19 protein-coding genes are annotated in these 20,428 nt (G+C 60.4%); 5 read left to right on the forward strand and 14 right to left on the reverse strand.

Annotation, left to right across the window (positions count from 1 at the left end):
• Positions 1–38 precede the first annotated feature (38 nt).
• A complete protein-coding gene (locus ACTD9P_RS19120; RefSeq protein WP_219267408.1) occupies positions 39–581 on the reverse strand; it encodes a YaeQ family protein in 543 nt (180 codons plus the stop codon).
• A 148-nt stretch (positions 582–729) separates the two neighbouring features.
• Between ACTD9P_RS19120 and ACTD9P_RS19125 the strand changes: the two genes are divergently transcribed.
• Positions 730–1,929: a CaiB/BaiF CoA transferase family protein gene (locus ACTD9P_RS19125; RefSeq protein WP_438868925.1), complete on the forward strand. Its 1,200-nt coding sequence runs from the start codon at positions 730–732 to the stop codon at positions 1,927–1,929.
• A complete protein-coding gene (locus tag ACTD9P_RS19130; protein ID WP_438868926.1) occupies positions 1,929–2,801 on the forward strand; it encodes a TIGR02285 family protein in 873 nt (290 codons plus the stop codon). Before ACTD9P_RS19125 ends, ACTD9P_RS19130 begins: the two co-directional genes overlap by 1 nt.
• A 183-nt stretch (positions 2,802–2,984) precedes the next feature.
• Here ACTD9P_RS19130 and ACTD9P_RS19135 read toward each other — a convergent pair whose 3' ends face one another.
• Positions 2,985–3,269, reverse strand: a complete 285-nt coding sequence (locus ACTD9P_RS19135) for a DUF3509 domain-containing protein (RefSeq protein WP_200432825.1) — start codon at positions 3,267–3,269, stop codon at positions 2,985–2,987.
• Positions 3,270–3,475: 206 nt separating this feature from the next.
• Here ACTD9P_RS19135 and ACTD9P_RS19140 point away from each other — a divergent pair, with 206 nt between their 5' ends.
• On the forward strand, positions 3,476–4,138 hold the full coding sequence (locus ACTD9P_RS19140; protein ID WP_438868928.1) for a response regulator: 663 nt from the start codon (positions 3,476–3,478) through the stop codon (positions 4,136–4,138).
• Here the strand turns inward: ACTD9P_RS19140 and ACTD9P_RS19145 are convergent.
• The 12 genes from ACTD9P_RS19145 to ffh all read right to left on the reverse strand — a co-directional run bounded on the left by ACTD9P_RS19145 (position 4,107) and on the right by ffh (position 18,044).
• Positions 4,107–5,351: an EAL domain-containing response regulator gene (locus tag ACTD9P_RS19145; RefSeq protein WP_438868929.1), complete on the reverse strand. Its 1,245-nt coding sequence runs from the start codon at positions 5,349–5,351 to the stop codon at positions 4,107–4,109. The two genes, ACTD9P_RS19140 and ACTD9P_RS19145, sit on opposite strands and share 32 nt — an antisense overlap.
• A 73-nt stretch (positions 5,352–5,424) precedes the next feature.
• A complete protein-coding gene (locus tag ACTD9P_RS19150; RefSeq protein ID WP_438868930.1) occupies positions 5,425–9,003 on the reverse strand; it encodes a transporter substrate-binding domain-containing protein in 3,579 nt (1,192 codons plus the stop codon).
• Positions 9,004–9,114: 111 nt separating this feature from the next.
• Positions 9,115–10,524, reverse strand: coding sequence for a threonine synthase (gene thrC, locus ACTD9P_RS19155; protein WP_438868931.1), 1,410 nt, complete (start codon positions 10,522–10,524; stop codon positions 9,115–9,117).
• Between the two features lie 103 nt (positions 10,525–10,627).
• Positions 10,628–11,932 carry a homoserine dehydrogenase gene (locus ACTD9P_RS19160; RefSeq protein ID WP_056858691.1) on the reverse strand — a complete coding sequence of 435 codons (1,305 nt, stop codon included), beginning with the start codon at positions 11,930–11,932 and terminating at the stop codon, positions 10,628–10,630.
• A 130-nt stretch (positions 11,933–12,062) separates the two neighbouring features.
• Entirely contained in the window at positions 12,063–12,794 is a 732-nt protein-coding gene (locus ACTD9P_RS19165; protein WP_200432830.1) for a thioredoxin fold domain-containing protein, read from the reverse strand.
• A gap of 140 nt (positions 12,795–12,934) precedes the next feature.
• Positions 12,935–13,831 carry a site-specific tyrosine recombinase XerD gene (gene xerD / locus ACTD9P_RS19170; protein WP_438868932.1) on the reverse strand — a complete coding sequence of 299 codons (897 nt, stop codon included), beginning with the start codon at positions 13,829–13,831 and terminating at the stop codon, positions 12,935–12,937.
• A gap of 144 nt (positions 13,832–13,975) precedes the next feature.
• On the reverse strand, positions 13,976–14,389 hold the full coding sequence (locus ACTD9P_RS19175; protein ID WP_003193963.1) for an acyl-CoA thioesterase: 414 nt from the start codon (positions 14,387–14,389) through the stop codon (positions 13,976–13,978).
• 81 nt (positions 14,390–14,470) lie between these two features.
• Positions 14,471–14,821 carry a 50S ribosomal protein L19 gene (rplS, locus tag ACTD9P_RS19180; protein ID WP_003175895.1) on the reverse strand — a complete coding sequence of 117 codons (351 nt, stop codon included), beginning with the start codon at positions 14,819–14,821 and terminating at the stop codon, positions 14,471–14,473.
• A gap of 45 nt (positions 14,822–14,866) precedes the next feature.
• Complete coding sequence (gene trmD, locus ACTD9P_RS19185) at positions 14,867–15,640, reverse strand: tRNA (guanosine(37)-N1)-methyltransferase TrmD (protein ID WP_170875847.1); 774 nt, start codon at positions 15,638–15,640, stop codon at positions 14,867–14,869.
• Positions 15,622–16,158, reverse strand: a complete 537-nt coding sequence (gene rimM / locus ACTD9P_RS19190; protein ID WP_438868933.1) for a ribosome maturation factor RimM — start codon at positions 16,156–16,158, stop codon at positions 15,622–15,624. Before rimM ends, trmD begins: the two co-directional genes overlap by 19 nt.
• A gap of 5 nt (positions 16,159–16,163) precedes the next feature.
• The gene (gene rpsP / locus ACTD9P_RS19195; protein WP_003175899.1) at positions 16,164–16,415 is read right to left on the reverse strand and encodes a 30S ribosomal protein S16; all 252 of its coding nucleotides are present in this window, start codon (positions 16,413–16,415) and stop codon (positions 16,164–16,166) included.
• A 252-nt stretch (positions 16,416–16,667) separates the two neighbouring features.
• Positions 16,668–18,044 carry a signal recognition particle protein gene (gene ffh / locus ACTD9P_RS19200; RefSeq protein ID WP_003193965.1) on the reverse strand — a complete coding sequence of 459 codons (1,377 nt, stop codon included), beginning with the start codon at positions 18,042–18,044 and terminating at the stop codon, positions 16,668–16,670.
• 233 nt (positions 18,045–18,277) lie between these two features.
• Between ffh and ACTD9P_RS19205 the strand changes: the two genes are divergently transcribed.
• Positions 18,278–19,090, forward strand: coding sequence for a cytochrome C assembly family protein (locus ACTD9P_RS19205; RefSeq protein WP_438868934.1), 813 nt, complete (start codon positions 18,278–18,280; stop codon positions 19,088–19,090).
• Positions 19,091–19,102: 12 nt separating this feature from the next.
• Complete coding sequence (locus tag ACTD9P_RS19210; RefSeq protein WP_438868935.1) at positions 19,103–20,341, forward strand: transporter associated domain-containing protein; 1,239 nt, start codon at positions 19,103–19,105, stop codon at positions 20,339–20,341.
• Positions 20,342–20,428: the final 87 nt, after the last annotated feature.

Consider the following 20,428-nt stretch of genomic DNA (forward strand, 5'->3'; position numbering starts at 1 on the left):
CTTGCAGCTAAAAGCTTGCCGCTTGAAGCTGCACCTCTTCAACCGCGTTCGCCAACCAGCCACTGCAGTTGCACTTCATGCTGGCCACGGTCGTCAGTCACGAAAATAGTGCCTTCGCTGATCATCACGTCCCACTTGATCACGCGCGGCATGTCCTTGGCCAGGGTCTCGAGGACTTCCTGCGGCACGGCGGCGATGTGGACGTTCTTGAGGTTCTTGGCCACCGGCACCACTTTGCCTTCCCATACGCGCAGGCTGCCATAGGCCAGCAGGCTGGTGCGCTCGGTGCGGCGTGAGCACCAGGTCAAGCGGTCGGCGTCGGGCTGGCCGACTTCAATCCAGTGCAGCACCCGATCATCCAGGCTTTTTTCCCACAGGGCTGGCTCGTCTACATCTGACAGGCCACGCCCAAACGCCAACTGCTCGTTGTACCAAAGGGCGTAGGCCAGCAGCCGCACAGTCATGCGTTCTTCGGTTTCCGAAGGGTGGCGGGCGATGGTCTGCTTGACGCTCTCGTACACCGAGCGATCGAGGTCGGTGAGGTTCAGTTCAAATTTGTAGGTCGTGGACGGCTGGGCCATGAACGGGCTTCTAAAGACAGGGAAAGGCGGCCAGTCTAACCGATGGGGCAGCCATTGAACGAATACTGCGCTGCATCATGCTTATCCCTGGGCCGCTCGCCTATGTTAAAAGGCATCACACCACCGCCCCTGCTCGCTAAGGATCCTCATGTCGTTTAATGCCAAACCGCTCGCCGGCCTGAAAGTCATCGAACTGGGCACCCTGATCGCCGGACCGTTTGCCTCACGTATCTGCGCCGAATTCGGTGCGGAGGTGATCAAGGTCGAATCCCCGGATGGCGGCGACCCGCTACGCAAGTGGCGCAAGCTGTATGAAGGCACGTCGTTGTGGTGGTTTGTGCAGGCGCGCAATAAAAAGTCGCTGACCCTGAACCTCAAACAACCGGACGGCCTGGCGATTCTTAAGCAACTGCTGGCGGACGCCGACATCCTGATCGAAAACTTCCGCCCCGGCGTGCTGGAAAAACTCGGCTTGAGCTGGGAAACCCTGCACGCGCTGAACCCCAAGCTGGTGATGGTGCGTCTCTCCGGTTTTGGCCAGACCGGGCCGATGAAAGACCAGCCGGGCTTTGGCGCGGTGGGCGAGTCCATGGGCGGTTTGCGCTATATCACCGGCTTCGAAGACCGCCCGCCGGTGCGCACCGGGATTTCCATCGGCGACTCCATCGCGGCCCTGTGGGCGGTGATCGGCGCGCTGATGGCGTTGCGTCACCGTGAGGTCAACGGCGGGCTCGGCCAAGTGGTGGATGTGGCGCTGTACGAAGCCATCTTCGCGATGATGGAAAGCATGATCCCGGAGTTCGACGTGTTCGGGTTTATCCGCGAGCGCACCGGCAACATCATGCCCGGCATTACGCCGTCTTCGATTCATACCAGTGCCGACGGCAAGCATGTGCAGATCGGCGCCAATGGCGATGCCATCTTCAAGCGCTTCATGGGCGCCATCGGTCGCGACGACCTCGCCAATGACCCGCTCCTGGCCAGCAATGACGGGCGTGACAGCCGCCGTGACGAGCTTTACGGGGTGATAGATCGGTGGGTCAACTCGCTGCCGCTGGAGCAAGTGATCGAGCAGTTGAACAAGGCCGAAGTGCCTGCCAGCCGTATCTACAGCGCCGAAGACATGCTCGGCGACCCGCAGTTTCTGGCCCGGGAAATGTTCCTCAAGGCGCAGCTGCCAGGTGGCAAGGACTTCAAGATGCCCGGCATCGTGCCCAAGCTCTCCGAGACGCCAGGCAGTTGTGAATGGGTTGGGCCGCAATTGGGTGAGCACAACAGCACAGTGCTCAGCGAGCTGGGTTACGACGCCGCCGCCATCACCCGTTTGCGTGAGGATGGCGCAATCTGATGGTTCGCCCGTACATCCGCTGGCTGCTTGTATGCACGTTGCTCGGCAGTTGGTCGCTGCCGGCGCGGGCCGAGGACACGCTGACCTGGCTGCTGCGCGACCTGCCGCCAATGACCATCTTCGGAGGTCCGCAAAAAAACCAGGGAGCACTCGACCAGCTGCTGCCGCTGCTCAGGGAGCGCCTGCCGGGCTATCGGCATCAAGTGATGCACGTCAATCGCGCGCGCGGCATTCAAATGCTGCGTGCTCAATCTCTGACCTGTGATCCCTCGCTGCTGTGGACGCCGGAGCGCGCCCAATACGTGGTGTTTTCCGCCCAGGCATTCGTGACGGTCAGCAATGGGGTGACGATCCAGCGCAGCCAACAGGCGGCCATGGCGCCCTATATCGTCGAGGGTCAGTTTGACCTGCAAGCCTTTCTCAAAGCCCATAAGGCGCGCATCGGCGCCACGGCCGAACGCAGCTACGGCCCCGCCGTCGATGAACAGCTAAAGCACGCCGACCCGCACACCGTGGCCCTGCATTATGGCAATGACGCCCTGGGCAGCCTGTTGCAGATGCAGCGCCTGGGGCGGCTGGAGGCCGTGCTGGGCTACGCGCCGGAAATCCGCTATCACGCCCAGCAACAGGGGATTGCGGCCCAGGACCTGCTGTTCTTGCCCATCAAGGGTTCAGCGCCTTACCAGCGCACGCATATCGGCTGCTCCAACACGCCGCAAGGTCGCCAGGCCATACAGCGAATCGATCAGGCGCTGAGCGAGATCCCACAGGAGCAGGTGCAACAGTCCTATGCCTCATGGTTAGACCCGGCAATGCGTGAACAGTATTTGTTGGATAACTCGAGCTTTTTCCTGGACTCACCCGAGCCTTGAGCCTCTACGGAGACAAATCCCAGGCAAAAAGAAACCCCGAAGAGTGGGGAGACACTTCGGGGTTAAACGTGGCCTACAAAGACCAGTACAACAAGCCACAAACACCGGAGCACAATGTTTGCTCTTGCTGTTAAAAAATCTGACCGGGCATGCCGTAGGAAGTTTCGCCAATTAAACAATTCTTCATGCGATCGCGCTGCCGCGGGTCTGTGCGGCGTTGCGCAAGGCAGCAATAACCGAGGGTTCCAGGCGCCCTTCAGCGATTTTCAGGTCGCGCAGCAGGCAATCGACCACATCCACAAGAACACGCTTATCGGTCAATTGCGCGCGATCGACTTCCCGCTCGACGACAATAGCGCCAGCCGGACTCTTCACGGTCACCAGGCACTCGCCCTGCACACCCGAGGTGGTCAACGTAACCTGATAAGGGCTCAGTGCTTCTTCGAGCAATAGGCTGATACTTTCCATCTCGATCACCACTCAATCATTCGAAAAGGTTCGAAAAACACAAATGTCACTAAGGTGCTGACATTCAAGTGACCCGTGCCCGCAGCAGAAAGTTCGACCTTTTGTGTGGTCGCCTGCCCGAGTCTACCGAGCATGCACGGCGAAGATGACAGAGAGAAAACAGCCACCAACAGGCTAGAATCCCTGGATTATCCTGGGAGCCTGCCTTGAAAGCCGCGTCTGAAGCACCACTGCGCATCGTCCTCGCCGACGACCACCCGATTTTTCTGATTGGCTTGCGCGCCGTGCTGGAGCGTGACGAGCGGGTGCGCATCGTCGCCGAGGCCAATTCACCCCAAGCCCTGATTGAACAGCTGCAAACCTGTGACTGTGATGTGTTGGTAACCGACTTCATGATGCCCGCCGAGCCCCAGGCCGACGGGCTGCGCCTGATAGAACAACTGCGCCGGCACCATCCCGAGCTGCCGATTGTGGTGGTGACCATGCTCAATAACGCCGGCTTGTTTCACTCCATCCTGGAACTGGGCGTCATGGGCCTGCTGAGCAAGGCCAGCCTGGCCGATGAGCTGCCGCAAGCGATTGACCACGTGCGCCAACGGCGCCCTTATGTGGCCCACGCCATTCGCCAGGCACTGAGCCTGGCCGGGGAAGTCGGCGCCGACCGCCTGCAATCCCAGCAACAGCTGTCACCTCGGGAGCTGGAGGTGATCCGCTTGTTGGCCGCGGGGTGGACGGTGGGCGAGATCGCTGCGCAACTGCATCGCAGCAAGCAGACGGTCAGCGCTCAAAAGGTCAGTGCCATGCGCAAGCTGGGCCTGGGCAACGACGCCGCGCTGTTTATCTATGTACAGGAACACGGGCTGGCATAGCCTGAAACGCGATCCATTGCTTGAGCGCCTCGACCTCCATCGGCCGCGCAATAAAACAGCCTTGCAGCCAGGCCGCGCCCAGTTCTCCTACGGCGTGATAATCGGCGGCGCTTTCCACCCCGGTCACCACCACGCCAATGCCCAGGTGCGCGGCCATGCTCATGGCCCCCGCCACCACGGCGGCCTTGCGGTCATCCTCGGCCATGCCACTGGCAAACGCCGGGGGGATTTTCAGCTCGGTGAAGGGCAACTCCAGCAGGCTTTGCAGGCTGGTACCACCGACGCCGAAATCGCCAATGGACAACTTGCACCCCATCATCCGCAGGCGCAGCAGCCCGGTAAGGTGGGCACTGTCGGTTTTCAACCGTGAGGTCTCCACCAGCTCCAGGGTCAGCCCATGGGCCGGCACGCCATGCAGTTGCAGCACGTTTTGGAGTACTTGGGGAAAGTGCGGTCGCTCCAGCATCCGCCCGGGAATATTCACCGCCACCGGCAGCAGTTGGCCGGTCTGGCCCATGATCTGGCCAGCCAGGCCGAGCGCCTGCTCCAGTACATGCCAGGTAAAGGCCTCTTCCATGCCGGCAAACTCCAGCACCGGCAAAAAATCGTCAGGCAACAGCAGCTCATTGTCATTCGATTGCCAACGGGCCAGGGCCTCGACCCGTTGCAACACGCCCGCCTGGCTGACGATCGGCTGATACCAGACCCTGCCACAGCGCGCGATGCTGGCCTGGCTGGTGTCCGCCGAGGGTGGCAATGGCTCGCGCTCGCTCAGGCCCAGCAGATGCCGCACCCGCGCCCATGAGGTCACCGGCGGCCCCGCGCGCAAGCGCGCCTGGCAGTCCGTCAACATTTGCCCGATCAGCTTGGCCGACGCCGGCTTGGGCAAGCACGCCAGCACATTCAACCCCTGTTGCCGCGCCATATTGGCCACGCCTTCGAGCACGTCCGGTTCGGCATTGCTGAGCAGGATCAGCACCTGGGCCAGGTTGCGCTCGGCCAGTTCGCGGATCAACTCCAGAGCATCGCTCTGCTCCAGGTAGAGGTCACAGATGGCTATGTCGACCGGGCCGGCACTGTCTAAGGACTGGCGCGCGGCTTCAACCGTTTCGGCGGTGAGCACGTTGAACACGCCGTTGGCATTGAGCATCTGGTGCAATGCCATCAGTTGAAACGGATTGTCTTCAAGGATCAGCACTTTGAGGGAACGCATGGGCAACTCTGTCGGCAGCGGGCAACGACCGGCACAGTAACCAAAAGCTGCCGGGCGCCCCATAGGACGTGTCTTATTCGTGGGCGTCCAGATAGGGTTGCAGGTCGCGACGAAAGGCCATCAACGCTTGGGACAACCTTGACCACGGCGCCTCAAGTTCGCTGCCGCGCGCCTCACGTGCGCAGCTTTCCAGGGCCATGCACGCCTTGGCCAGCGGCAGCGCATCCACCAGCGAGCAAATACCCTTGAGCCGATGCAACGCAGCATTCAGGCGCGCCATGTCCTGCTCGGCCAAGGCCTGCGCCAGCACTTCATGCTCGCGGTCCAGGCTCCTGGCCAACTCTTGCAACATGCTGTGCAGCACCGGCCCTTCAGCCTGGGTCATGGTGCGCAGGGTCTGGATATCAAAAGAGCGTGGCGCCGCCCGTTCCGCCAGCACCTGAGCCCAGCGCTGCAACGTGATCGGCTTGACCAGCAGCTCATCCATGCCGACGTCCTGGCCACGCCGCTGTTCATCCTCCATGGCATTCGCGGTGCAGCCGATCAGTGTGCAACGCGGTAACTGCTCACTGGCTTCAATCCGTCGGATCGCCTGGCTCAGCTCATAGCCGGACATGCCCGGCATCTGGCAATCGGTGACCAGCACGTCAAAGCGTTGCTGCGACCACGCCTGCAACGCGCCTTGCGCTGAATCGACGGCGACCACGTGATGGCCGAGGAACTCCAACTGCTGCACCAGCACCAGACGGTTGGCCGCCAGGTCATCGACCACCAGCACCGACAGGCTGCCAGCGGCAGGCGGCAATTCAACACCCACAGGTGGCGGTACATCGTCAGTGCTGATCCGCGCCAGGTGCAGGTCGATGCACACTACCGTCCCTGCGCCCACGACACTGTTGAGGTGAATGCTACCGCCCATCAACTCCACCAACTGTTGGCAGATACTCAAACCCAAGCCAGTGCCGCCATGCTCGGCTGCGGTCGAGGCGCTCATCTGCACAAACGGCTTGAACATCCTCGCTTGCTGATCCGCCCCAATCCCCGGACCGCTGTCTTCCACGCACAGATGCAGGTATTCAGCGCCAGCCTCATCGCGCCGGCAATCGACACTGATACGCACCCCGCCGTGCTGAGTAAACTTGAGCGCATTGCCCAAAAGGTTGTGCATCACTTGGCGCAAGCGCAGCGGGTCGAACCAGTAATAACCCTGGGCTGCCGGGTCAAACGCCAGGGTCAGGTGCAGGCCTTTTTTTTGCGCCGTGGCCTCGAACAAGCGCTGGATGCCTTCGAAAAAAACCTTCAGCTCAGTCGATTGCGGTGCCAGTTGCATATGGCCCGACTCAATCTTGGCCAGGTCCAGGCTGTCGCCCATCAACGCAATCAGTTCACGGGCCGAGCGATGGGCTACCTGCAAGGCATCGGACACCGGCTGGCCGGCTGCCAGGCAGCGTTCCTGCTCCAGTTCGAGCAAGCCGATGATGGCGTTCATCGGTGTACGAATCTCGTGGCTCAGAGTGGAGAGAAACGCACTTTTGGCGTAGTTCGCTTCGTCGGCGGCCTGACGCGCGTCCATCAATTGATGCTCCAGGACCTTGCGCTCGTTGATGTCGATCCAGCCACCCAGCAAGCCCCGCAAACGGTTCTCGGCGTCATAGAACGGCACAGTCCATTGGTACACATGCACGCTGCCGCCGTTGAACTCCAGTTGCCGATCGACAAACAACGGTTGTTGCGTGGCCAGTTGCACCATATGGCCTGCGTGCAGGCGCGCGGCGGTGAGTTCGGGCATCACCGCGCTTTCCATCAAGGTGAGACCCTGGATCTTTTCAAGGCGAGTTGCCAACTGCTGTTCATAACTTTTGTTGCAGGTCACCAGACGCCCGGCCAGGTCGCGCACAAACAGCGGGTTGGGCATGCCGTCGAGCAAGGCACGCTTGAAAGCCAGCTGGTCGTTGAGCCGACGTTCAGCCTCCAGCCGCTGGCGGATCTGGCGCTTGAGCCGGCTGTTCCACACCAGCGACACCAGCACAAACAGGATCGCCATGGCCACCGTCCAGTAAGCCCAGGCGGGGACACGCTGCCAAGCCGGTACGGGAATCGCCACCGCGCCGATCCAGCGCAGGCGCAAGGCGCTCAACTCGGCGACCGGCAAGGCTTCCAGCGCCTTGTTCAGAATGCTCAGCAGTTCAGGCTGGTCCTTGCGCACCGACAGGCTGTTGGCCGACCACTGGCCATCGACGCTGCGGCCAATGCGCAGGCCATCTTGTGGGTAACTCTGCACTTCCACCTCAGTTTGCAGCGTGGCTTGCGCTTCGCCGCGCCTTACCTGCTCACGCGCCTGGGTGTAATTGCCAACCAGCCGCAATTTGACTTGCGGGTACGCCTGGCGAATATAGGGCTCGAACACATGCCGCGCCGGTAGCGCCAGCACCTTACCGGCCATTTGATCCAGGCCAGTCAACGGCGCCGCATCAGCACGTTCGACGAACACCCAGCCAGAGCCACCGAAACTGTGGCTGAAGTTGAGCAGTGCCTGGCGCTGCTGATTCTCGGCCAAGGTGGTGTTCATGTCCGCCCTGCCCGTTTCCAGCCAGCTCAGGGTTTGCGCAGTGGAATGCGCCTCCTCGAAGACAAACTGCAAACCGGTCATGCGCGAAATACGGTTGAGCAGGTCAACGTTCAAGCCCACCCAGCGGTCGTCCTTGTCCCTGAACACGTAAGGCGACATTTGCTGGGCCGCCACCACCACATGCGGGTGTTGCAACACCCACGCCCGCTCCGAGGCCGACAGCGCAATGCGCTCAACGCCAAAACCGACTCCCAACCCGGTGGTCCAGCGCGCGAGAATTTCGCGCTGCACCGACTCATCGATGCTCGCCAGCGCGCTGTCCAGCAGGGTGCCAAGCAAGGGGTCGGCCTGGCGGGTGGCAAACGCGAAGCCGATCGGGGGCAAGCGGCTTTCTTCCTTGATCTGCAAGCCCAGGTAAGGCCGAAGCGACTTGTAGGCGCGCACTATGACTTCGTTGCCGATAAACGCATCGGCGTCGCCCTGCTTGAGCGCCTCCAGCCCGCTGTAGAGGTTGGGCGCAAGCATGATGTGGCTGCCTGGGTAAGCGGCATGCACGTTCTTGACGCTGGCATAGCCGTCGAGCAACACCAGCTTCTTGCCGGTCAGGTCGTCGCCCTGGCTATCGTCGCGACGCAGTACTACAACCGAACGGTCGGGCATGTAGTCGCGGGTAAACTGTAAACCGGGTACATCGCGCTCATAGCCATTGGCGCTGGTGAGAATGTCGATAGCGCCGCTGCGTAATGCTTCGACCGCCTGGGCGCGCTCGGCAAAACCCAGCACCTGCATCGACACACCCAGGCGCGCACCGACCAGGCTCAGGTAATCGGCACTGATGCCCTGGTAGCGGTTACGGTCGCGGGTGATATCAATCGGCTGATAGTCATCAATGGAAATCCCCACCTTCAAGGTCCGATGGGCTGCCAGCCACCGCTGCTGCGCCGGCGCCAGCGGCAACGGCTCCAGCGGGATAAACGCCGGTACCAGCTTGAACGGTAGGCTCACGGCAGCCAGGCTTATTGGCACGTGGCCAAGCAAGAGCACACAGGCCAAACGCACCATCCATTGGATTACTGCATGCACCGATTGGGTTTCCTTGAGTGTGCGGATCCAGCGCCTGCGCAAGTATGGCTCGCCGGAATGAAAAAGCCCGTCACGAAGACGGGCTTTTTCTGCCACGCAGCTATTGATGAATCAGAGTGGCTTGCCGCGATTGCCATGCTGGCTGACAAACGCCTGCACAGCTTTCAGATCATTGGCCAGCACGGTGCAGCGCTCTTCGCGCTCGAACAGGTCAGCCAAGTGCTGCGGTAATTCCAGCGCCTTGCCAACGCCGGCCTTCTCCACCGCTTCCGGGAATTTGACCGGGTGGGCGGTGCCCAGAATCACCATCGGGATGTCCAGGCTGCGACGGCATTCGCGTGCGGCCTTCACACCGATGGCGGTGTGCGGGTCGAGCAGTTCGCCGGTCTGCGCATAGACTTCGGCGATGGTTTCGCAGGTTTGCGCATCGTCCACAGCCAGGGAGTCGAACAGCTTGCGGGTTTCGGTCCAGCGCTCTTCGTCAACGCTGAAACCGCCACCGCTCTTGAAGGTGTCCATCAAACCGGCAATGGCTGCCCCGTTGCGACCGTGCATGTCAAACAGCAGGCGCTCGAAGTTCGACGAGACCATGATGTCCATCGACGGCGACAGCGTGGCGTGCAGGGTTTCCTTGACGTACTGGTTGCCGCTCATGAAGCGGTGCAGGATGTCGTTGCGGTTGGTGGCGACGATCAACTGGTTGATCGGCAGGCCCATGTTGCGTGCCAGGTAACCGGCGAAGATGTCACCAAAGTTGCCGGTCGGCACCGAGAACGACACCGAACGCGCCGGGCCGCCCAACTGCAGGGAAGCGTGGAAGTAGTAGACGATCTGGGCCATGATCCGCGCCCAGTTGATCGAGTTCACCGCCACCAGACGCGTACCTTTGAGGAAGCTCTGGTCAGCGAAGCTGTTCTTGACCATTTCCTGGCAGTCATCGAAGTTGCCTTCGATGGCGATGTTGTGGATGTTCTCACCGAAAATGGTGGTCATCTGGCGACGCTGCACCTCCGACACACGCTTGTGCGGGTGCAGGATGAAGATGTCGACGTTTTCACAGTGCTTGCAACCTTCGATGGCCGCCGAACCGGTATCGCCGGAGGTAGCACCGATGATGACTACGCGCTCACCGCGCTTTTGCAGCACGTAATCGAGCAGGCGACCGAGCAGTTGCAGTGCAAAATCCTTGAACGCCAGGGTCGGGCCGTGGAACAGCTCCAGTACCCACTCGTTGCCATTCAACTGACGCAGTGGTGCGATGGCGCTGTGGGAAAACACGCCATACGTTTCTTCCAGAATCTTTTTGAAATCCGCATCGGGGATGCTGCCGGTAACAAACGGGCGCATCACCCGGAACGCCAGTTCGTGGTACGGCAGGCCGGCCCACGAGGCGATCTCTTCCTGAGTGAAACGTGGCAGGTTTTCCGGCACGTACAGGCCGCCGTCAGTGGCAAGGCCGGCGAGCAAAACGTCTTCGAAGTTCAGGGCCGGTGCCTGGCCGCGGGTGCTGATATAACGCATAGGAGCAAACCTTCGGTTTGAGCTGCGAGCTTTAAGCTACAAGCTTCAAGTTAGAGCGAATCGGCTTTTACTTGTCGCTTGTGGCTTGGCGCTTGCCGCTGAATTAATTTAGATGTTCAACACGGATGCGCACCACCGGCCCAACCACGCCCTGCAACGCTTCAAGCGCGGCGATGGCATCGTTGATGTGCTGCTCGAGCACGCGGTGGGTCAGCAGGATCATCGGCACCAGGCCGTCTTGTTCCTCCACTTCCTTCTGCATGATCGACTCGATGTTGATGCCGCGCTCCGAGAGGATGCTGGCCACCTGGGCCAACACGCCTGGATGGTCCTTGGCCTGGATCCGCAGGTAGTAAGCGCTTTCGCAGGCTTCGATCGGCAGGATCGGGTGCGCCGACAGCGAATCCGGTTGGAAGGCCAGGTGCGGCACGCGGTTTTCCGGGTCGCTGGTCATGGCGCGAACCACGTCCACCAGGTCGGCGATCACCGACGAAGCGGTCGGCTCCATGCCGGCGCCGGCGCCGTAGAACAGGGTGGAGCCGGCGGCGTCACCGTTGACCATCACGGCGTTCATCACGCCATTGACGTTGGCGATCAGGCGGTCGGCCGGGATCAGCGTCGGGTGTACACGCAACTCGATACCGGCCGGGGTGCTGCGCGCCACACCGAGGTGCTTGATGCGGTAGCCCAGGGCTTCGGCGTAGTTCACGTCAGCAGTGGTCAGCTTGGTGATGCCTTCGGTGTAGGCCTTGTCGAACTGCAGCGGGATACCAAAGGCGATGGACGCCAAAATGGTCAGCTTGTGCGCTGCGTCGATGCCTTCCACGTCGAAGGTCGGATCGGCTTCGGCGTAACCCAAGGCTTGGGCTTCGGCCAGCACGTCTTCGAAGGTGCGGCCCTTCTCGCGCATTTCGGTGAGGATGAAGTTGCCGGTGCCGTTGATGATGCCGGCCACCCAGTTGATACGGTTGGCGGACAGGCCTTCACGGATCGCCTTGATCACCGGAATGCCACCGGCCACGGCGGCTTCGAACGCGACGATCACACCCTTTTCACGCGCCTTGGCGAAGATCTCGTTGCCGTGCACGGCGATCAGCGCCTTGTTGGCGGTGACCACGTGCTTGCCATTCTCGATGGCCAGCAGCACCAGGTCACGGGCCACGGTGTAGCCGCCGACCAGCTCGATGACGATATCGATTTCAGGGTTGGTGGCTACGGCGAAGACATCGTTGGTAATCGCAATACCGGTCGTTTGGAACTGAGGCTTTGGCGTACGCGTGGCAATTTGCGCCACTTCAATCCCACGCCCTGCACGGCGGGAAATTTCTTCAGCATTACGCTGAAGTACGTTGAAGGTGCCGCCACCGACGGTCCCTAACCCACAGATGCCTACTTTGACCGGTTTCACTGAAGAACTCCCCATGAAACGGCCGACGCTAGGTCGGCCGTGGAAAACAGCCGCACAACTGCGGCTTTCAATTTGATGGCCCGTCGATCGGTCGGCGGGCCATGATCGTCAAAGGTTCGACGATGCTGGTTTACTTGGCACTGAGCGCCAGTTTGGCAACTTGTGGCGCCGGCTGGTAGCCCGGAATCACTTGGCCGTCAGCCAAAACGATGGCCGGTGTACCGTTCACGCCAATCGACTGGCCGAGGGCGAACTGCTTGGAAACCGGGTTGGCACATTTGGCCGCCTTGATTTCCTTGCCATCGACCATTTTGTCCATGGCCGCTTTCTTGTCGGCCGAACACCATACGGCTTGCAGTTGCTCGTCACCTGGCGAACCCAGGCCCTGTCGCGGGAACGCGACGTAGCGCACTTCGATACCGGCCTTGTTCAGCGCAGGCACTTCGGCGTGCAGCTTATGGCAGTACGGGCACGTGGTGTCGGTGAACACGGTGATATGGGTCTTGGTCTCGCCAATGGCGGGGTAAACCACGGTTTCAGCCACCGGAATGCCGTTGATCAGCTTGGACACGCCCAGGCGCTCGGCCTTCTCGGTCAGGTTGACCGGCTTGCCGTCTTTAAGCTGGAACAGGTAGCCCTGCACGATGTACTGGCCATCGGCACTGGCGTACAGCACACGGCTGCCCTTGAGCTTGACTTCATACAGGCCGGCCATAGGGCTGGCGCTGATGCTTTCGATCGGGGTGTCGAGCTTCAGGTCCGCCAGGCTCTTGCGAATGGTTTGTTCGGCGGCGTCATCGGCGACAACAAAGGTGGAAACCAACGCAATCGCTGCGGCGGCAATAATCTGGGTCAAGCGCATGGGAACTCCTGAAGGCAGATGCAGGGACGGCTGTGGAACACCGCTTGGAAACGCGGGCAGTGGCCGTCCCCTTTGCTAACCGGCAAAGCCTACCACAGTTGGGCGCCAGGGCAGCCCGTGGCGGCACAAATTGGCGGCTTTCAACCGCGCGGGTGGTGCTTGGCGTGCATCTCCTGCAAGCGTGCGCGCGCCACGTGGGTATAGATCTGAGTGGTGGATAAGTCGCTGTGCCCCAGCAGCATTTGCACCACGCGCAAATCCGCGCCGTGGTTGAGCAAATGCGTGGCGAACGCATGGCGCAAGGTATGCGGCGACAACGCCTTGCCGATCCCGGCGACCTTGGCCTGGTGCTTGATACGGTGCCAGAAGGTCTGACGGGTCATCTGCTCGCCGCGCAGGCTGGGGAACAGCACATCGCTGGGGCGCCCGCCGAGCAGCTCATTGCGGGCGTCACGCATATAGCGCTCCACCCACACAATCGCCTCCTCGCCCATCGGCACCAGCCGCTCCTTGCTGCCTTTGCCCATCACACGCAGCACGCCCTGGCGCAGGTTGACTTGCTCCAGGGTCAGGCTGATCAACTCGGTCACGCGCAGGCCGCAGGCATACAAGACTTCCAGCATGGCGCGGTCGCGCTGGCCGATGGCCTCGCTCAGATCGGGCGCGGCGAGCAAGGCATCTACGTCAGCTTCCGACAAGGATTTAGGCAATGGCCTACCGAGCTGGGGCATATCAATTTGTAGGGTTGGGTCGACGGCAATCAGCTTTTCGCGCAGCAAATAGCGATAAAACCCACGCACACCCGAGAGAAATCGCGCCGTGGAACGCGGTTTGTAGTTCTGCTCCAGGCGCCAGGCCAGGTGATCGAGGATCAACTCACGGCCGGCATTGATCAATTCCAGGTTGTTGTCCTGCAACCAGCCGTTGAACAAGGCGAGGTCGCTGCGATAGGCCTGACGGGTGTTGTCGGACAGGCCTTTTTCCAGCCACAGGCCGTCGAGGAAGCGGTCGATCAGGGGGTGGTCAATGGCGGGCATAGAGGCTCAGGCTGATGACTGGAGTGTCTGTTAGATCCTATCGCAGGCAAGCCAGCTCCCACATGGGTTTTATGTTTTGCCTGGTAGGTAGAACAACACGGGTTAACTGTGGGAGCGCCGCATCGCTGCAATAGCGGTCTCGGATCAGTCAACAAACCCAGGCAGCACCGGCACTGGGCGCTTGTCGGCATCAATCGCCACAAAGCTGAACACGCCCTGGATCGCCTTTTCACGGCCATCGGCACTCATGCTCTCGACGAATACTTCAACCTCGACCTTGAGGCTGGTATTACCCACTTTGATTACGCGGCCGATCAGCTCGACGATGGAGCCAGCCGGGATCGCGTGGTTGAAGTCGATACGGTCGGTGGACACGGTCACCAGTGGCAAGCGGCAAAAGCGTGTGGCGGTGATGAACGACACTTCATCCATCCACGCCAGCGCAGTGCCGCCGAACAGGGTGTTGTGGTGGTTGGTGGTCGGCGGGAACACGGCTTTGGTCACGTGGGTGACGGACAGGTCGGTGCGGCGCTGGATTTCTTCGAGGCGGGTGGTCATGGACAAATACCGGTAATAGATAAATTTCAGACACAAAAAAGCAGCCCGTAGGCTGCTTTTTTCTGCATCGGGAAGCTGGACTTAAGCCAGTTTTTCCTTGATGCGAGCTGCTTTACCGGACAGGTCACGCAGGTAGTACAGCTTGGCTTTACGTACGTCACCGCGACGCTTAACGGCCATGCTGTCGATTTGCGGGCTGTAGGTCTGGAAAGTACGCTCTACGCCAACACCGTTGGAGATTTTACGAACAGTGAAAGCACTGTTCACACCACGGTTACGCTTGGCGATTACCACGCCTTCGAACGCTTGCAGACGCGAACGGTCGCCTTCCTTCACTTTCACCTGAACGACAATAGTGTCGCCCGGGGCAAAGGTAGGGATCTCTTTGGTCATCTGCTCTGCTTCGAGTGCAAGGATGATTTTGTTAGTCATGCTGTGCTCCTAAGGTAAGTCAATGGACCTACCATCGATACGTTGTTAACTATCGTCCCGCGCGAGGATGTATTCCTCGAGCAGCTTCTTCTCTTCTCCAGAAAGCGAGCGGCTTTCCAGAAGATCGGCGCGTCGTTCATAGGTCCGACCAAGGGACTGCTGTAAACGCCAACGCCGGATGTGTGCGTGATTGCCACTTAGCAATACGTCGGGAACACGCTGATCCGCATACACCTCCGGTCGGGTGTAGTGCGGGCAATCCAGCAAACCATCCGTGAAGGAATCTTCCTCCGCGGAGTCCGCATGCCCTAAAGCTCCAGGCAGCAGTCGTGTAACCGCATCTATCAGGACCATCGCCGGCAGCTCGCCGCCAGACAGGACATAGTCCCCAATCGACCACTCTTCATCGACATGCGCTTCAATAAAACGCTCGTCAATGCCTTCATAGCGACCGGCAATCAGGATTAAGGCCTCCTCATTCGCCAGTTCGCGCACGCCAGCCTGTTTCAGCTGACGGCCTTGAGGGGACAGGTAAATTACCTTCGCCTTCTCCCCGGCTGCTGCCTTGGCCTCGACCAACGCATCTTCCAGGGGCTTGATCTTCATCACCATGCCCGGGCCACCGCCAAATGGGCGATCGTCCACAGTGTGATGTCGATCCGTCGTGTAGTCTCGCGGGTTCCAACAGGTAAGCTGCAACAGCCCCTGTTTCACCGCCCGACTGGTGATGCCGTACTCGCTGATGGCGGAGAACATCTCGGGAAACAAACTGATCACTTCAATGCGCAAATTAGCCACGCTTAGAAGTCCGCGTCCCATTCCACCTTCATCTCGCCCGCGGCCAGGTCGACGGCCAACACGCATTGCTCGGTATACGGCAACAGGCGTTCACGATCATCCAGGCTGCCAGCGCAAGGCTTGACCACCATTACATCATTGGCGCCGGTTTCCAGAAGATGATCGATTTTCCCGAGCAATTGCCCCAGTTGATCAATAACCTTCAGACCTTCCAGCTGGTACCAGTAGTACTCGCCGTCGGTCAATTCAGGGAACAGGTTGCGCGGCACGCAGATCTCATAACCGGCCAGAAGACGAGCTTCTTCACGGTCATCAAGACCCCTGAGCTTTGCGACCAGGAACTTATCGCTCCCGCGTCCACTGACCAGCTCGACCTGTTTCACACTACCTTCGCGCTTGAGCGTCCAGGTTTTGTACTGCAACAGGTTTTCAGTCGGATCAGTAAAGGAATACACCTTCACTTCGCCGCGAACGCCATGAACAGAGTAAATCTTGCCGATAACGATCAAATCATCAGCAACAGCTGGCGTCGCGTTCATATTGCTCAGGCTGCGGCCTTAGCCGAGTCCTTCAACAGTTTTGCAACGCGCTCGGATGGCTGTGCGCCAACGCTCAGCCAGTAGGCTACGCGCTCTTGGTTCACGGACAGACGAACTTCTTGACCACGAGCAACAGGGTTGAAGAAACCAACCTGTTCCTTGTGCGAACCGTCGCGCGGGTTGCGGCTGTCGGTTACGGTCAAGTGGTAAAACGGGCGCTTTTTGGAGCCGCCAAGGGCAAGACGGATTGTTAGCATGTGAACATCGTTCCTGTAGTCGGTGCTGCAAATCTAAATGCACAGCGGGCATAGGTGCCCGAAAGGCCGCATATTCTAAGGAATATCCGGACTTTTGCAAATGTCTTTTTCTGGCGCCTATCAGCGTGCCACTCAGATCTGCTATAGAGCCGTCGGTTAAAACGGCGAGTCAGCTCCCGCTAACCGCGGGTTTGCTGGAGATCCCACGTCCCTGTGGGTCGGAGCGCAAGCAAGCTTGCGCTCGAATACTTTTTACATTTTCGGCATGCCGCCGCCGGGCAACATACCGCCCATGCCGCGCATCATCTTGGCCATTCCGCCTTTGGCGGAGAATTTCTTCATCATCTTCTGCATCTGCTTGTGCTGCTTGATCAAGCGACCGATGTCCTGCACCTGGGTGCCGGAACCCATGGCGATCCGGCGTTTGCGCGAACCGCTGATCAGCTCAGGGTCACGGCGCTCGGCCGGGGTCATGGAGTTGATAATGGCTTCCATCTGCTTGAACTGCTTCTCTGCCGCGCCCTGGGCATTGCCCATTTGCGCCAGGTTCACACCGCCGATGTTCGGCAGCTTGTCCATCAGGCCGCCAAGGCCGCCCATGTTCTTCATCTGTTGCAGCTGGTCACGGAAGTCTTCGAGGTCGAAGCCCTTGCCCTTCTTCAGCTTTTTGGCCAGTTTGTCGGCCTTGTCTTTGTCGAGCGTGGCTTCGGCCTGCTCGATCAGGCTGAGCACGTCGCCCATGCCGAGAATGCGTGAGGCGATACGCTCAGGGTGGAACGGCTCGAGCGCTTCGCTCTTCTCGCCCATACCGATGAACTTGATCGGCTTGCCGGTGATCGCGCGTACCGACAGCGCTGCACCGCCACGGGCGTCACCGTCGACCTTGGTCAGGATCACGCCGGTGAGCGGCAGTGCATCGCCGAAAGCCTTGGCGGTGTTGGCCGCATCCTGGCCGGTCATGGCGTCGACCACGAACAGCGTCTCGACCGGGTTGATCGCGGCATGCAGCGCCTTGATCTCGCCCATCATCTCTTCGTCGATGTGCAGGCGACCGGCGGTATCGACGATAACCACGTCAATGAATTTGAGCTTGGCTTCTTTAATAGCCGCGTTGGCAATGTCGACCGGCTTCTGGCTCAGGTCGGACGGGAAGAAGGTCACACCCACTTCGCCCGCGAGCATTTCCAGCTGCTTGATAGCGGCCGGACGATAGACGTCAGCCGATACCACCATTACCGATTTCTTCTTGCGCTCTTTAAGGAAGCGCGCCAGCTTGCCGGCGGTGGTGGTTTTACCCGCGCCCTGCAGACCGGCCATCAGCACGACGGCCGGTGGCACGGCACTGAGGTTCAAGTCTTCGTTGGCGGCGCCCATCAGGCTTTCGAGTTCGGCCTGGACGATCTTCACAAAAGCCTGGCCCGGCGTCAGGCTGCGGGACACTTCGGTGCCCACTGCGCGCTCTTTGACCGAGTTGACGAAGTCCTTGACCACAGGCAAGGCCACGTCGGCTTCCAGCAACGCCATGCGTACTTCACGCAGGGTGTCTTTAATATTGTCCTCGGTCAGCTTGGCCTTGCCGGTGACATGGCGCAGCGTCTGCGAGAGACGGTCAGTCAAGTTTTCAAACATGCGCGATCCTTTCAGGCCCTATTCATCGAAATGCAGTGGTGACCGAGGTAATGGCGGCCCAGGCTGTGGTAAATCGCTATTAAAAACAGCGCTCAGCAAGCCTGCGGCGTGGGCAGGTCGCGGATTATAGCGAAGACTGCGCCGCTGCACACGCGCTGTCTGGCCCGGGAGTCTTTCGTGCAGCGCAGGTGTGTGCCAAACTCAGCGCCTTTCGGGCTTGTCTATCAGGATTTATGGTCCCCTTGTCACCCAGTTTGCTACCCAGCCTCGCCGCCGCCCTTTTATATGCCGCTGCGACTCTCTATCAGGGCACTCGTCTGGCCCAGGGCAATAAAGCGGACAAACGTCTGCTGGCAGGCCTGGGCGTCGTCGCCCTGCTGGCCCATGCCGCGAGCCTGTTCACCCACCTGATGACGCCGGTCGGCCTGGGCCTGGACTTTTTCAGCGCCGCCAGCCTTATTGCCGCTGCCGTCATCGCGCTGACCCTGCTGGCCTGCTACCGCATCCCGGTCGAAAACCTGTTGGTGCTGCTATTCCCGCTGGGAATGCTCACCGTACTGCTGGCGCAATTCACGCCCACCGGCACCGTACAGGTCATCGACGAAGAGCCGGGCATCCTCGCGCACATCCTGTTGTCGATCCTGGCCTACGGCATGTTCACCATCGCGGTGTTCCAGGCCTTGCTCCTGCTGCTGCAAGACCACCAGCTTAAAAACAAGCACCCGTCCGGGCTGATCAAGAACTTCCCGCCGCTGCAAACCATGGAAAGCCTGCTGTTTGGCTTCCTGTGGGCCGGCTGGACGCTGCTGTCGCTGTCGCTGATCTCCGGCTGGCTGTTCGTCGAGAACCTGTTCGCCCAGCACCTGGTGCACAAAACCCTGCTGGCGTGCCTGGCCTGGGTGGTGTTCAGCGTGTTGCTGTGGGGGCGTAACCGTCTCGGCTGGCGCGGGCACAAGGCGATACGCTGGACCCTGGCCGGTTTCTGCCTGCTGATGCTGGCCTACTTCGGCAGCAAGCTGGTTCGCGAATACATCCTGCATATCTGACGGGCAGCAATAATGGACAACTTGCCCCTTGGGCCGATGCTCGCGGTAATCGCCCTGCTGATTTTATGGGCGGCGCTGTTTACCGCCATTGAAGCTGCACAGCAACATCTGCTGGCCATACGCCCTGGCACACGCCAAGGCGACAAGGCCGCCGCCCGCCTGAACTTCCCACGTAACAGCCTGATCCTGTGTAACAGCCTGTGCCGCGCGGCCGTGGTGATCCTGTGCACATTGCTGGCGATTTATGCCTGGGCGCAAAACGGCCCGTGGCTCGGCTGGTTGATCTCCTGCGCGATGCTGCTGGTGCTCGCCGACTACCTGCCCCGCGCGCTCGCCGTCCGTCACCCCCACGCGATACTGGGCTTTGGCAACACACTGCTGGGCGTACCGCTGAAAATCCTCGCGCCGCTGGCCTGGCTGCTCAACGGCATCAGCCTGTTGCTGCTGCGCCCGTTTGCACGTAAACCCGGCGTAGTAAAGAAAAGCGACGAGCCGTTGCCCGAGCATGACGACGAACCGGAGCCCGAGGCCAACGACAACCGCACGCCCGGCCTGCCCGGCATCCACGCCCTGGACAACATCACGGTCAACGACATTCTGGTGCCGCGCAGTGAAGTGGATGGCATCAACCTGGATGACTCGGTCGAAGCCATCATCGAGCAGCTGCGCACGTCCCAGCGCACGCGCCTGCCGGTGTTTCACAGCGACATCAACCAGGTTCAAGCGGTGCTCAACACTCGCCAGATCCAGCACCTGCTGCCCGACGCCAGCCTGACCAAAGAAGCCTTGCTCGCCGCCTGCCACGAACCCTACTTCGTGCCGGAAAGCACGCCGCTGCAATTGCAGTTGCTGAACTTCCATAAACAACAACGGCGCCTGGGCATGGTGGTGGACGAATACGGCGAAGTGCTGGGCATCGTCACCCTGGAAGATATCCTCGAAGAAATCGTCGGCGAATTCGAAAGCGATCAGGCTGTGGACAACCCGCACATCGAAGCCCAACCTGATGGCCGCTACATCATCGACGGCGCCGCCTCGATCCGCGAACTGAACAAAAGCCTGGGCTGGCACTTGCCCAGCGACGGCCCCAAAACCCTCAATGGCCTGGTCACCGAGGCGCTGGAGACTATTCCGGACTGCGCGGTGTGCCTGAAAATCGGCCGCTATCGCCTGGAAATCCTCGAGACCGAGGACAACCGCGTGAGCAAGGTGCTGATCTGGCATACCAGCCGCGTGCCGGTGGCTGCATAACTTTTTGGCTCAACACATTCCAATGTGGGAGCGGGCTTGCTCGCGAATGCGGTGTCTCAGTGCCCCATCTTTAACTGACCCACCGCT

Source organism: Pseudomonas onubensis (assembly GCF_965653655.1).
GTDB lineage: Bacteria > Pseudomonadota > Gammaproteobacteria > Pseudomonadales > Pseudomonadaceae > Aquipseudomonas.

Excerpts from the sequence above, each read along its gene's own strand:
- trmD (WP_170875847.1), bottom strand. The coding sequence starts at position 15,640 with ATGGGACGCGGACTTCTAAGCGTGGCTAATTTGCGCATTGAAGTGATC.
- rplS (WP_003175895.1), bottom strand. The coding sequence starts at position 14,821 with ATGACTAACAAAATCATCCTTGCACTCGAAGCAGAGCAGATGACCAAA.
- ACTD9P_RS19120 (WP_219267408.1), bottom strand. The coding sequence starts at position 581 with ATGGCCCAGCCGTCCACGACCTACAAATTTGAACTGAACCTCACCGAC.
- ACTD9P_RS19175 (WP_003193963.1), bottom strand. The coding sequence starts at position 14,389 with ATGACCACCCGCCTCGAAGAAATCCAGCGCCGCACCGACCTGTCCGTC.
- ACTD9P_RS19130 (WP_438868926.1), top strand. The coding sequence starts at position 1,929 with ATGGTTCGCCCGTACATCCGCTGGCTGCTTGTATGCACGTTGCTCGGC.
- ffh (WP_003193965.1), bottom strand. The coding sequence starts at position 18,044 with ATGTTTGAAAACTTGACTGACCGTCTCTCGCAGACGCTGCGCCATGTC.
- rimM (WP_438868933.1), bottom strand. The coding sequence starts at position 16,158 with ATGAACGCGACGCCAGCTGTTGCTGATGATTTGATCGTTATCGGCAAG.
- ACTD9P_RS19145 (WP_438868929.1), bottom strand. The coding sequence starts at position 5,351 with ATGCGTTCCCTCAAAGTGCTGATCCTTGAAGACAATCCGTTTCAACTG.
- ACTD9P_RS19125 (WP_438868925.1), top strand. The coding sequence starts at position 730 with ATGTCGTTTAATGCCAAACCGCTCGCCGGCCTGAAAGTCATCGAACTG.
- ACTD9P_RS19135 (WP_200432825.1), bottom strand. The coding sequence starts at position 3,269 with ATGGAAAGTATCAGCCTATTGCTCGAAGAAGCACTGAGCCCTTATCAG.
- rpsP (WP_003175899.1), bottom strand. The coding sequence starts at position 16,415 with ATGCTAACAATCCGTCTTGCCCTTGGCGGCTCCAAAAAGCGCCCGTTT.
- ACTD9P_RS19205 (WP_438868934.1), top strand. The coding sequence starts at position 18,278 with ATGGTCCCCTTGTCACCCAGTTTGCTACCCAGCCTCGCCGCCGCCCTT.
- thrC (WP_438868931.1), bottom strand. The coding sequence starts at position 10,524 with ATGCGTTATATCAGCACCCGCGGCCAGGCACCGGCCCTGAACTTCGAA.
- xerD (WP_438868932.1), bottom strand. The coding sequence starts at position 13,831 with ATGCCCGCCATTGACCACCCCCTGATCGACCGCTTCCTCGACGGCCTG.
- ACTD9P_RS19165 (WP_200432830.1), bottom strand. The coding sequence starts at position 12,794 with ATGCGCTTGACCCAGATTATTGCCGCCGCAGCGATTGCGTTGGTTTCC.
- ACTD9P_RS19210 (WP_438868935.1), top strand. The coding sequence starts at position 19,103 with ATGGACAACTTGCCCCTTGGGCCGATGCTCGCGGTAATCGCCCTGCTG.